Annotated in this window: 11 protein-coding genes; 6 read left to right on the top strand and 5 right to left on the bottom strand. The window is 36.5% G+C overall.

Annotation, left to right across the window (positions count from 1 at the left end; all coding sequences use genetic code 11):
• Nucleotides 1–221: 221 nt before the first annotated feature.
• Nucleotides 222–1589, top strand: a complete 1368-nt coding sequence (locus tag AB3M96_RS15900) for an MATE family efflux transporter (RefSeq protein ID WP_412968615.1) — start codon at nucleotides 222–224, stop codon at nucleotides 1587–1589.
• 621 nt (nucleotides 1590–2210) lie between these two features.
• Here the strand turns inward: AB3M96_RS15900 and asnB are convergent.
• Nucleotides 2211–4070 carry an asparagine synthase (glutamine-hydrolyzing) gene (gene asnB, locus AB3M96_RS15895; RefSeq protein WP_412968614.1) on the bottom strand — a complete coding sequence of 620 codons (1860 nt, stop codon included), beginning with the start codon at nucleotides 4068–4070 and terminating at the stop codon, nucleotides 2211–2213.
• A 117-nt stretch (nucleotides 4071–4187) separates the two neighbouring features.
• Between asnB and AB3M96_RS15890 the strand changes: the two genes are divergently transcribed.
• Nucleotides 4188–4808: a DUF2777 domain-containing protein gene (locus AB3M96_RS15890; RefSeq protein WP_412968613.1), complete on the top strand. Its 621-nt coding sequence runs from the start codon at nucleotides 4188–4190 to the stop codon at nucleotides 4806–4808.
• A gap of 47 nt (nucleotides 4809–4855) precedes the next feature.
• Here AB3M96_RS15890 and AB3M96_RS15885 read toward each other — a convergent pair whose 3' ends face one another.
• A complete protein-coding gene (locus AB3M96_RS15885; protein WP_412968612.1) occupies nucleotides 4856–7768 on the bottom strand; it encodes a bifunctional diguanylate cyclase/phosphodiesterase in 2913 nt (970 codons plus the stop codon).
• 127 nt (nucleotides 7769–7895) lie between these two features.
• A complete protein-coding gene (locus AB3M96_RS15880; RefSeq protein ID WP_412968611.1) occupies nucleotides 7896–8264 on the bottom strand; it encodes a YisL family protein in 369 nt (122 codons plus the stop codon).
• A gap of 199 nt (nucleotides 8265–8463) precedes the next feature.
• Between AB3M96_RS15880 and AB3M96_RS15875 the strand changes: the two genes are divergently transcribed.
• Entirely contained in the window at nucleotides 8464–9654 is a 1191-nt protein-coding gene (locus AB3M96_RS15875; RefSeq protein WP_412968610.1) for an ornithine--oxo-acid transaminase, read from the top strand.
• A gap of 277 nt (nucleotides 9655–9931) precedes the next feature.
• On the opposite strand, the gene AB3M96_RS15870 is transcribed toward AB3M96_RS15875, so the two are convergent.
• Nucleotides 9932–10837 (bottom strand): fumarylacetoacetate hydrolase family protein, encoded by a 906-nt coding sequence (locus AB3M96_RS15870; protein ID WP_412968609.1) that lies wholly within the window; start codon nucleotides 10835–10837, stop codon nucleotides 9932–9934.
• A gap of 294 nt (nucleotides 10838–11131) precedes the next feature.
• Between AB3M96_RS15870 and AB3M96_RS15865 the strand changes: the two genes are divergently transcribed.
• The gene (locus tag AB3M96_RS15865; RefSeq protein WP_412968608.1) at nucleotides 11132–11299 is read left to right on the top strand and encodes a Spo0E family sporulation regulatory protein-aspartic acid phosphatase; all 168 of its coding nucleotides are present in this window, start codon (nucleotides 11132–11134) and stop codon (nucleotides 11297–11299) included.
• 12 nt (nucleotides 11300–11311) lie between these two features.
• Here AB3M96_RS15865 and AB3M96_RS15860 read toward each other — a convergent pair whose 3' ends face one another.
• A complete protein-coding gene (locus AB3M96_RS15860) occupies nucleotides 11312–12508 on the bottom strand; it encodes a DUF418 domain-containing protein (protein WP_412968607.1) in 1197 nt (398 codons plus the stop codon).
• 232 nt (nucleotides 12509–12740) lie between these two features.
• On the opposite strand from AB3M96_RS15860, the gene AB3M96_RS15855 reads away from it, so the two are divergent.
• Nucleotides 12741–12962, top strand: a complete 222-nt coding sequence (locus AB3M96_RS15855; protein ID WP_412968606.1) for a spore germination protein — start codon at nucleotides 12741–12743, stop codon at nucleotides 12960–12962.
• 13 nt (nucleotides 12963–12975) lie between these two features.
• Nucleotides 12976–13197 (top strand): spore germination protein GerPB, encoded by a 222-nt coding sequence (locus tag AB3M96_RS15850; protein ID WP_412968605.1) that lies wholly within the window; start codon nucleotides 12976–12978, stop codon nucleotides 13195–13197.
• Nucleotides 13198–13232: the final 35 nt, after the last annotated feature.

Raw genomic sequence — 13232 nt, 5'->3', positions numbered from 1 at the left:
TCAAATATAACAGTGGATTTTCGGCTATTGTTCATAAATTATCCTACACATCAGATAAAGGCATTTCCCCCCAAAAAGTAGATTTATCTTAGCCTTAACAAAGTATATTTTAGACTGTAATTTCTTTAGTAATTCTAAATATTCGGTTCTTAAAGTTTAACTTGCGTGATAAACTGAAAATGCTTTCTATACTGAAATGGCCAGAGAGGTTGAAAAGAAGAATGAATGAAAAAATAAATACAAAAAGGCTAACACTTTTTGCGCTAACATGGCCAATCTTTATTGAATCATTGTTACATATATTAATGGGAAATGCTGATACATTAATGTTAAGTATGTACTCTGATAATTCAGTAGCGGCGGTTGGAGTTTCAAACCAGATACTCTCATTAATTATTGTCATGTTTGGATTTGTTGCTACTGGAACTGCTGTCTTAGTAGCCCAGCACTTCGGAGCAAATGACAATCGGAGTGCTTCCGAGGTTGCAGTAGTTTCTATCTATGCTAACCTTCTTTTTGGGATTATTTTAAGTGTTGTAATCTTCATCTTTAGTAAACAATTATTACACTTAATGGATATACCGAGTGAGTTATTTGCAGAGTCACATAGTTATCTAGCAATTGTAGGGCTATTTTCTTTTCCTCAAGCGGTAATTATGACAATTGGAGCTATACTTCGAAGTTACGGCTATACTAGAGATACAATGTATGTAACGGTAGGAATGAATATCTTAAATATAATAGGAAACTATCTATTTATCTTCGGTCCTTTTGGGATTCCGGTATTGGGTGTGGAAGGAGTAGCTATCTCTACTACCGCAAGTAGGATAATCGGATTAGTTGCCATCATTATCTTATTGGTTAAGCGCATTGAACATGGCCTTCCGTTTAAAGAAATTCTTTCAATCCCTGTTATACATTTGAAAAATTTACTTAAAATTGGTATACCTTCTGCCGGGGAACAGCTTTCTTATAATGGGTCTCAAATGTTAATCACGTATTTTATTACGATTATGGGTACTCAAGCACTTACTACAAAGGTGTATACTCAAAACCTAATGTGGCTCATTCTTTTGTTTAGTGCAGCAATAAGTCAAGGAACTCAAATTTTGATTGGTCAGATGATTGGTGCCAGGCAATATGAAAATGCATACAAACGTGCCTTAAAAAGTTTATATTTAGGAATAGCGATTTCCGGTGTCATGGCAGTTGTCTTTTCCATATTCAGTGCTCCACTGCTGTCAATCTTCACAGATAATCCTGATATCATCAAAACTGGTGGAGTGCTAATCTTACTTACTATTATTCTTGAACCTGGCCGCGCTTTTAATCTTGTTCTGATTAATGCTCTTCGTGCGGCAGGTGATGTGAAACTACCGGTATACATTGGAATTCTATCAATGTGGGGTGTTGCCGTACCAATCGCCTATGTACTTGGCATTCATTATGAATTAGGCCTTGTCGGGGTCTGGATATCCTTTATCGTTGATGAGTGGCTCCGTGGAGTTGTAATGCTATGGCGCTGGCGTTCACGTGCTTGGCAAAATAAATCCTTTGCTACAGATGAAAAAAAGGCGGCAGTTATATAAGAAATGCCCTGGTGCAAATCATCGGTATGCCTTTGCATTTAGCATGGTGTGTTTCCTATCAATAATAATAGATAGTGCTAGCGTTACGATTGAAAGTCGTAATGCTAGTGCTTTTTTATTGACTAAAGGTTTGCTATTCTATGTAAAGTTTGGAAAATCCTCCATCTTACTATGAAAAAGTTGTGCCATTTGATATATTTTTCTACTTTCCTGGTCTCAAATCTGTCTTTCATTTAAAAACGTGCTGATTTTGGCACTCTTTTAGGGAAAGAAGGCTTTAAAATAGATTAAAAGTCCTTTAAGATACCGAATTTGATTAGAATAGATTGTTAAATTGCTGTAAGTAGTTAATGATTCTGAGCTTAAATGAGCTTTATGCATTTTAAATTCGAAATACGATTTTTAATTGGGATTTACGATTTTTAGCGAGAATTTATGATTTTTAAATCGGAAATACGATTTTTAATCAAAAAATACGATTCTTAGCAAACATCGCGATAAAGAAGTTTAAAACTACAAAACATATATTCCACAATTTCTGAACACGCCTTGTGTTTTAGCCTTTCAATATACACCAACCAAAAAACAGCCTACAAACACTAGTAGGCTGTTTCTCGTAACTTAAGATTCTTTAATATTCACATTATACTCTTTAAACCAAACATGAACCTGTGCTAGATAGGCAAGTAGCTGAGGACCAGTCATCAGCTGACCAAACCAAGGAAGTTTAAACGAGCTCCCCTCTGAATCTACGACTTCCTTGAGTTTTTGTAATTCAAAGAATTCATACAACGCCGAGCTCTTATCTTCTAGTATTTCGTTTAGCCACCCTTTCACTGCTTGTGCATAGACAGGGTTGTGAGTCTTTGGATAAGGACTTTTCTTACGGTACAGAACCTCATCAGGCAATATCCCCTCCAGAGAGCGGCGTAAAAGCCCTTTCTCACGATTTCCATACATTTTCATTTCCCATGGAATGTTCCATACATATTCCACGAGTCGATGATCAGCAAATGGTACACGTACTTCAAGACTAGCACCCATACTCATACGGTCCTTGCGCTCTAGTAAGGTTGTCATGAACCAAATCATATTTAGATAGAATAATTCTCTCCGTCTTGCATCAACTGGACTCTCTCCCTCTAAGCTTGGTGTTTCTTTTACTGTCTCTTCAAAACGATACCGAACATATTCTCCAAGCTTAAGTTTCTCTCTCCAGTGACTCTGTAATAAACCGTTACGCTCAGAAGTCGACCTCATCCAAGGGAAGCCCTCTGATGCCAGGTCATCAGGTCTGTGAAACCACGGATATCCTCCAAAGATTTCGTCAGCACATTCCCCTGACAAACCTACCACAAAATCCTGTTTAATTTCCTTACAAAACCATAATAGAGAGGAATCAACATCTGCCATACCCGGTAAGTCACGAACAATAACCGCTTCATGTAATTCATCTACCAACTTTTGTTGGGTGATTATGCTGTAATGATGTTTCGTATTAAACATATCTGACATTTTTTTAATATACATTTCATCGGAATCTGGTTGAAATTCATTTGCCTCAAAATGCTGGTCATTTCCTTCGTAATCTATGGAATACGTGTGTAATGAACCCTTACCTTCTTGTTCAAAATGCTTTGCAGCGATGGCCGTAATTGCACTTGAATCTACCCCACCTGATAAAAAAGTACATACTGGGACGTCTGATACAAGTTGTCTTGTAACGGCATCTGTAAACAAGTCACGTACTTTAGTCGTAGTTTCGTCTAAAGAATCTGTGTGCTGTTCACTTTTGACATTCCAATAACGCCACACTTTTAATCCGTTTTTACTAAAGGTTAAGGCATGGGCTGGACGCAGTTCACTAATCCCCTTAAACACTCCGTTCCCAGGGGTTCTTGATGGTCCTAGCCCAAAAATCTCTGCAAGTCCCTCTCTGTCTACTTCTGCTTTTACAGAAGGATGAGCAAGAATTGCTTTAAGCTCTGATCCAAACAGTAAGCTTCCATGTGCCTCTTTATAAAAGAGTGGCTTAACCCCAAGACGATCTCTTGCAATAAAAAGCTTTTGTTTCTGTTCATCCCATACAGCAAATGCGTATATTCCGTTCAAATGATTCACGCATTCTTCTTCCCACTCTAAATAAGCAGTTAATAAAACCTCCGTGTCCGAATGACCATTAAATTGATATCCTCTTTTTAAGAGCTCTTTTCGTATGTCTTCTGTATTATAAAGCTCTCCGTTATAGCAAATTGTGAAGGTGTTGTCGCCCTTTTTCCGTACCATTGGCTGCTTTCCACCTTCAGGATCCACGACCACTAAACGTTTGTGACCAAAAACAGCATGAACAGTCGACCAATAATTTGTGTCATCCGGTCCACGTTTTGACAATGTAGCTGTCATGTTAGCGATAATGTCCTGGTCATTTCTGACGTCCCGTTGGAAATCAATCCACCCTGTAATACCACACATATTAATCATCCTTTCTGCCACTTAGCTAAACTCGGTTAGCAAGCTGAATGTATTATATGCCCATAACGAAAAGATGTTGATAGGTTAAGAAAATGTAAACACTTCCAAGTTTAATTTTTTTCATTTTTGTCTAAAAAAGAGGATGACAGGTTCTTAAATACATCTCGGATGGAGGATCATGATTTGGACTTACAACAGCGGCTTGGCAGCATAAGTGAACAAAAACGTTCGTATATAATGGGTACAACTGAATGTATAAATGACCAGTGGATATTCTTTGATGCGGAATCTGATGAGGCTTCAATGCTTGAGGATATGGTTGGGAAGGAAGCTGAAGTTTTTACCTTGAATCGATGGGAAAAAGGAATTTTTGTTGAAGATGGACTTATTCAAATGAATGAATACTTTTATAAACTAGAGAATGGAGATTGCATTCGTTTTCGAAAAAAACTAACTCATGCTTATAAGGAATTATTAGAAAGTCTTTCTGAGGAACAGTTTTTAAAGTTCACAACCACTTTAAACAAGCTTGGATTCTCTATATATGATTGCACTCATTGTTACAACCAGATGATGTTTCATCAAGAGAGTGGGTATTACGAAGGTGTAAATTTTATTATGTATGATAATACGGAAATGATATGCTCTGTACAGCATCATTTTTCTCGTGGAACGATTAAAAAGGACCGTTTCGAATATACTTTATCGAATGGAAAACGGGCGATTCTTACGTCTTTATTTAAATAAAAAACAGGTAGGTTCATATCAAAATTGAACCCTACCTGTTTTTCTCTTCATATAGCCTTCATATCTTTTAAACCTAGTTCAAAGTCTTCGCTCTTCATAGGCTTATTAATGAAAAAGCCTTGTGCATAATGGCATTCCAATTCTTTAAGAAGGGCGATTTGTTCGTCTGTTTCTACACCTTCCGCTACTACTTTCACTGATAATCCGTGGCCCATCGTGATGATTGCTTTGACAATTGCAATATCTGAGGTATTTTCACGCAAGTTATTTATGAAAGTCCGATCTATTTTCAAGTGATTAATTGGCAGCTCTTTAAGATAACTTAAAGAGGAGTAGCCAGTTCCAAAATCATCAATTGAGACTTTAACACCGAGTTTTTGCAACTCTTTCATCACAATTATACTGTGAGATATATTCCGAAGCATAACTCCCTCAGTTAATTCTAGCGTTAAATATTCTGCTGCAAGACCTGATTCATGGAGTGCATCTTTCACTTCTTCAATAAAGCTCATTTGCTGAAATTGATTTGCAGAAACATTCACAGAAATTGTTAAATATTCATATCCTAAGTCTTGCCATTTTTTATTTTGGTGACAAGCCTCTTTTAGTACCCATTTGCCAATGTCATGTATCAAGCCCGTTTCCTCTGCTAACGGGATAAATTCTCCTGGTGACACTAATCCAAGCTTTGGATGCTGCCACCTTATTAATGCTTCACTGCCAAACACCAAGCCTGTTTCAAGGTCTACTAGTGGTTGATAGCATAAATGGAATTCATTCTTTTCGAGTGCTCTACGTAAGTAACCCTCTAATTCCAACTGGTACAATACTTGCTCATTCATTTCTCTTGAATAGAATTTCAGTTTATTTCCACCATGCTGCTTCGCAAGGTTCATCGCTGTATCCGCATGCTTCAACAAGAGTTCTGTTTTTCTTCCATCGTCAGGGTATATACTTACTCCCATACTTCCTGTTAAAAAGAACTCCTGTCCTTCATAAAGAAGTGGCTTTGCAATTTCGTGTAAAATCTTCTGACCGAGATCAACGATTGTAACAATCTCTACATCCTTCGTAAAAAGAATTGTAAACTTATCGCCACTAAATCGTGCTAAATAACTTTTCTGTGGGAGCAGGTCCTTCATCCGATTCACAAGTTCTTTTAAAATCATATCTCCAGCATGATGCCCTACTGTATCATTTATCAACTTAAATCGATCTAAGTCTATGAACATTATCCCAAGTTTTTTCTTATTTTTTTTCTTTACTAATCGTCCAATGAATTCGTTTACCTGTTCAGTGAAACGCAAACGGTTTGGTAAGCCAGTATCAGGATCGAAATAAGCTAAATAAGCAATTTTTTCCTCTGCTTTCCTTTGATCGGTAATGTTACGACCAATTCCGTAGATTCCAACCTTTTCACCATTAATGATAATTGGAATATTTTTAATTAAAAATAACAGATTCTCTCCACTTTTTGAGGAAACTTCAAGTTCATAATATTGCTCTTTTCCTTTTAAAGTGCGCTTAAAATGCATCCGTGTTTTTGGTATATCTGATTCTTTTAAATATGAAAGTGAGCTTTTAGTAAGCACTTCTTCCTCTGTGTATCCCAAAGTCTTTACAAAAGCAGGGTTCACACTTGTGAATCTACCTTCCAGGTCCGTCGAGTAAACCACATCTGTATTATGTTCAAATAAGGATTGGTATCTTTGTTGAGAAACTTCAAAACTCTGATTTAACTCCTCTTTTTCCTTGGAAGTAGCATCAATTATATTTGATAATGTCACAAGGGCTTGCATTTCATCTGATTGTGAAAAATTAAAATTGATCTTCCGGCTAACCGGAACTGCATCTGTTTCTGAAAGAGCGACAAAAGTAAGCGTATTCGAAACAAACTCACAGATCCCATTTTCGGAGGTAAATTCCCCATAAGAAAAACACCCCGATATCGGGCTTATTTGCTCAATCATTTGTAATTCCTGCTCTGCGTAGGAACGAAAGTACTTCCGTCTTGCCATGCAGTTATAAGCAAAAATAGATTCAACTGGTTTATTGGAAAGCTTTTTTACTACTGATATAGATTTGTCCATCATTGAAGGTATGTCGGCGTAGGAAAAAGAAACTTTCTCTCCTTCGAATATTTTTCTACTTAAAGTAACAGATCCATCTTTGTGGATTTTCGTTATATATGCGTAGACTTCCTTGCCATCCCTCTGAACCAGAAATGGAAATTGAGGACCAGAGCTAGGAAGTTGGTTTGTAAACTCACTTCCAAGATATTTGTTCATTATAGTAAGTGGAGTTTTTCCACTAATTTTATAAAGCCTTCTATCTGAAGCCTTTGTAATAGAAAAGGTTGTGCCTGTTTCTTTCCAATCATAGTTACTAACTGAATGCACATGTAAATTATCACTTGATAAAGAGACTGCAACAACTCCGTTCTCGATTATGTAGCCATTTGAAAACACAAACGATTTTCTGAACTCACCATTATCTCCTGCAAATGCACCGGTAATTTTCACCTTAGACTTAGATGAGTTTATACCATCCACAAAGTCATCAATATCCATATGTAAACCATTGGCAAATAAAATAATAGCTGCTGTGTCTTTTTCAACGATATTGTTCATCATAGCAGAACCTAATTCAAAGCTAGATTTAAAATCGTCAAGTGATAGATTGGTAGATGTTAGTCTTGTAGAAGAAAATACTGTAAATGAAATTACAACAGTACTCGTTAAAATCGTACCATTTGCAATTTCGCCATCTGTTGAAGTACCGATAATTACTGCATTAGGAAGTAGGGACACAAGTGTCTTTGCTATCTTTTTTATATATTGTTCATCTAAGTTTCCTGTATATATTTGAATAAGAACATTTTTTTCATTAGTAAGTTTATGGTTTTCAATAAAAGGTTCGATATCATCGAAATGGTTACATATTAAATTATGCGTTCTCAAAGCAGGAATTCACCACTCTTTTTGGGCTCATGAAGTATGTATCTACTTTTAAAGATAGCATATTTTATTAGCGAAAAATATACAAAAAAATAAAAAGCTACCGAAATTAGTAGCTTTTTGTCAAATTTTACGCGCTCCAGATTCCCAATGGTAGACGCATTCCTAATGCAATTGTTAATACCAATACAATAATTAAAAGAACCCAAAACATAACAGTCGGCTTGCCTTTACTTTGACGTGCTAAAATCATTTCCATGAATCCAATACTAAGAATACCAAGTACTGCTTTGCCTATGTATTCTCCATCGATTTCAACTCCGCCGAATAGAAGCAAAAGTCCAGTAGCTAAAATAAATAGGTAGAACAGGCGTAATGTCATTTTTACAATTTTTTGAGCTTTTTCTTTCCCGGCTTTATTCAGTAATGTTGCAGCAACAACGAAAAGAATAATTGCAACTACCCAAGATGTAATATGAGCATGTGTATTTACTGTCATATTTTTTCCTCCTTAAACATTTTCACATTCATGGACTATAATAGCATGTTTATAGGAAAAATAGAAAATATCTATTCTAACTTACGTTCATTACTCGTGATCAAATGTGTCAATAATGTGAACGGTGTCATTTTGCTATCTGTTGTTATGTTTTTAGTACTTGTTAAAATACGAATACCTTAGACGGAGGAGATTTGTCTTGAGTAAATCAGAAGAACTGATTTCATTAACCGACAAGTATGGGGCACACAATTATCATCCGCTGCCAATTGTCATTTCAAAAGCGGAAGGTGTCTGGGTAGAAGATCCTGAAGGAAACAAATATATGGATATGCTAAGTGCCTACTCAGCTGTAAATCAAGGCCACAGACATCAAAGAATCATTCAAGCATTAAAGAAACAGGCCGATAAAATAACCCTTACTTCTAGAGCATTCCATAATGACCAACTAGGGCCATGGTATGAAAAGGTTGCAAAACTAACAAGTAAAGATATGGTTTTACCTATGAATACTGGAGCCGAAGCTGTTGAAACAGCTTTTAAGGCAGCTCGACGTTGGGCATATGACGTGAAAGGAGTTCCTGAAAACCAAGCAGAAGTAATTGTTTGTGAAGATAATTTCCACGGCAGAACTATGACAGCCGTATCAATGTCTTCAAGCGATGAATATAAACGTGGATTCGGCCCTATGCTACCCGGCATAAAAGTTATACCATATGGTGATATTGATGCCTTAAGATCAGCAATTACACCTAATACTGCCGCTTTTATCTTTGAACCGATTCAAGGTGAGGCAGGTATAAAAATTCCTAGGGAAGGTTATCTAGCTGAGGCATATCAAGTTTGTAAGGAACAAAATGTCCTATATATTGCGGATGAAATCCAAGCAGGCTTGGCTCGTTCTGGTAAGATGTTTGCTTGTGATTGGGAAAATGTTGTGCCCGATATGTATATTCTCGGTAAGGCTCTAGGTGGTGGTGTATTCCCAATTTCTTGTGTGGCTGCAAATAAAGACATTCTAGGAGTCTTCAACCCAGGTTCTCATGGATCAACATTTGGCGGAAACCCTTTAGCTTGTGCGGTTTCAATAGCTGCTATTGATGTAATACTAGATGAAAAACTTGCAGAACGTTCCCAGGAACTTGGCAGCTATATGATGGAAAAGTTACGTGAAATTAATAATCCAATTATTACAGAAATTAGAGGTCGTGGTTTATTTATTGGCGTAGAGCTTACTGATGAAGCACGTCCGTATTGTGAAAGGCTAAAAGAGGAAGGCCTACTTTGTAAAGAAACCCATGATACTGTCATTCGCTTTGCTCCACCATTAGTGATTTCAAAGGAAGAATTAGATTGGGCAATTGATAAGGTGAAAAAAGTGTTGTCATAGTGATGCAGGGTATCCGGTGCTGGGGTACCCCGTTTTTTTTGCTAATGGCCGTAAATTTGGAATAACAGCCATATTTTTTGGATAACAGCCGTATTTTTGAAATAACAGCCGTAAATAAATTTTTGTAAAACCTAAATAACTTTATAAACCGCTTATGTCCGCCCAGATGGCAAAATAGGAGGTTTTACTATCAAAAAACCGACGAATTCGCGCCATTTTTAGTGAAAGCAACCCACACTAAATAACCTGCAGAAACTCGTCTCTGCAGGTCAAAAATCTATTCTTCAATCACATTTCGCAAAGTACCCAATCCTTCAACAGATATTTCTACTACATCTCCACCTTTTAGGAAACGCGGCGGTTTAAAGCCCTTTCCTACTCCCGCAGGTGTTCCGGTTGCAATTATATCACCAGGTTCAAGTGTCATCCCCTGAGAAATGACAGAGATTACTGTTTCTACCGGGAAAATAAATTGCTCAGTATTTCCATTTTGTCTAATCTCTTCGTTTACTTTTGTTACGACTTGTAATTTGTTTGGATTCGGGATAAGAGATTTATGGGTAATGTATGGCCCCATTGGACAAGTTGTATCTAAGCTTTTTCCTAAAAAAAACTGTTTATGGCGGCTTTGAAGATCACGGGCAGTTATATCATTTATGATTGTATAACCGAAGACATAATCAAGAGCCTCTTCTTCTTTTATTGCTCTTCCCTTTTTACCGATAACGACTGCTAGTTCTCCCTCATAATCAAGCTGGCTCGTTATATCTTTGTGGTTTAAGACAACCTCGTTATGCCCTACTACGGTTGTCGGCGCCTTTGTAAATAGCATGACATGTTCGGGAATATCCTCTGCACTACCTAATTCTATGGCATGTTCTGCATAGTTTTTCCCCACACAAAAAACATTTTTTTTTGGTCTCGGTATAGGAGCATGCAGTTTTACATCATCCAAATCATAAATGTATTGATTACTTTGGAACTCTTTTCCCAATTTGTTTAATTCTTCAATTTTATGTAAGAATTCCTCTTCTAGCTCAATACACTCTATTAAATCTTTCGGGATAGTTGTTTTTCCAGTCATCAATTCTTCTGCAAGCTGTAAATTCACCACTTTTTGCAGATTTTCATCGACGATCCCAATAAAAATGGTATTATCCTTTTCTGCAGTAACAAATCTCATTTTCTAATCACCTCAAGATTATATATTCATCATTTTGTATGAAATATCCTTCATTAATACGTTGTAACATAAAGGTAGTAAATGTAGAATTTTGTTCGTTTTTGTAAGTTTTTAGCTTGTTTTATCGAACCTGTTTTAATCCAAATGGAGATAGGTATAATAATAGTACAACCGCTCCTTTACAACTTTAGACTATTCATTTTGGTTAGATTGTGATTAGAAAACCACGATATGCTGCCAATGATGGTGGAGATCAGTAGCTTTTCTTAAAGTACAAAAAATGGAGAAATGAAAATGTTCTTGTTGAAGATTGTAATCGAATTAAAACGCAGGAAAATGATTGCTTTAGCCAATCGCCATGGCTTTACTGCTAGAGAGACAGTAAAGTGCAGTCAGGAGCTAGATCGCCTGTTAAACCTTCACCAAAAGTCTAAAGAGAAAAAACTAAAAATGGTGAATTAAAGGTCATCCGCATTAGCGAATGACCTTTTTACGTATTTCTACTTTTTGTAGATAGGTTAGAGATCTCCAAATCCATTCTACTGGACCAAAACGGAATTTTTTCAACCAAATTGTACTTAGGAAAATTTGGAGAATAAAGATTGCAATTGCCAGCAATAAACCTGTGAAAGGTTCTACCTTTCCATATAGACCGAATCCATAACCATAAAAAAGAATGGTACACAGGATAGATTGAAATAAATAATTACTTAACGATAATCTCCCTACTGAAGCTAACGGAGATAGTATTTTTCTCCATAGTTGGAGTCTCATTAGTAATACAATTGAAGTTGCATAGAACATGGCTGTACCGGGTCCTCCAATAGTATCCTGTAAAAAGTCAGTTGCTACATTTTTACTCGTGATGTATGGCAAGAGTTTTATTGGAACTCCTATTAGTAAAGAAATACCCCATAGAATTTTTATTTTCTTTAGATTTCCTTCCACATTACTAAACATTTTCGTCTTTGCGATATAAGCCCCTAATAAAAACATAGGAAGTAAGGTTACGATTAGGAAAAAACCATTCGCAAGGTTGTTAACAAAATACCAATCTGTAATACGTTGTAGTGTGACTTCAGCAAAACTCCCTGAGCTATACACTTGAGCAGATGCAAGCGCTAGTTGTTCGTTAAATGCGATATCACTTACTTCTGGAGCAAACATTATAGCTATGAACATTAAGCATGCAAATAAGATACTAGGAATAAATATCAAACAAAGTGCCCAAATAAGTAATGTTAATGGCTTTGATTTATGAAATATCAAAAAAACTGCACCAACAATTGCGTACGAAATCAAGATATCTCCATGCCAGATCAAAAATGCATGAATGCATCCTAGCAGTAATAATACAAATAATCTCCTACTAATTAACGGGTAAAAGGAATAGCCTTTTGCCAGTGCTCTTTCCTTAAACAAAATCATTCCAAATCCAAATAAAAAAGAAAACAATGTGTAAAAACTAGCTTGTGCAAAAATATCAATGAATGTGTTTGTTCCCTGGTTTAATCCCCCGCTCCACCATTCTGCAGGGTTCAAATACAGGATTGGTGCATAAAATGAAGGCATATTCACTAGAAATATCCCCAGAATAGCCAGTCCCCTAATTACATCAATCGAATGAATTCGTTCTGAACTTTCAATCGGTGATAATCGTGCATTATTCAATACCTCAACCCCTATTTGTTTTTTCTATATTCTTGATTATAGAAGAACTAAGTAAAAATAAATAGAATTTTTTCTTACCTTTCAGAGGTACTCCACACATGACTTTATTTCACAACTAATGGGCGATATACATACACTATAGAAATTCATTATATTTAGAGGCTTTTCAGAATTTTTTCTGGTCGTCACGAAATAGATAAATAAACTTGATTTTTAAAAAGGGTGTTTACTAATGCCAGCTATTGTCGGAGCCGTAAAAGTAAATAGTATAGGAAACAGTAGCGTGATGAATATTGGGGATGTCTTTCAAATTGCACCAGTTACTACTGCCAAAACTTTCGCAGGAGCCGGCTCTTTTAATACAGGCGATGGAATACGTATCAATAATAACCAAAGTGTCACCAACACATATGATACAGACCAAATTGACTCAGTAGTTGTTGGAAATGCATAGGGGGAATACCACCTTGAATTTTTATATAAATCAAAATATATGTATACAAATGTTAAAAGTTGGCAGTGTAACAAATTCATCTGTTTTACAAATAGGAAGTGCAGGACTTATTAAACCTTCAGCTAATCTTTATAATACTGGGGGATTCACAGAACCCGCGCCACAAATCAGCGGTAAATCGTCAGCATTGGGTGCACCCGCAGTTCCACTTGCTGCTCCACCTGCAGCTAGATAACTGGGCATTCACCTATTCTCACTTCTAGGCATAGT

Origin of the sequence: Ferdinandcohnia jepli (assembly GCF_047246645.1) — a bacterium.
In the GTDB taxonomy this organism is placed as follows: Bacteria; Bacillota; Bacilli; order Bacillales; family Bacillaceae_L; genus Ferdinandcohnia.
This window is presented reverse-complemented; position numbering and strand designations above follow the sequence as displayed.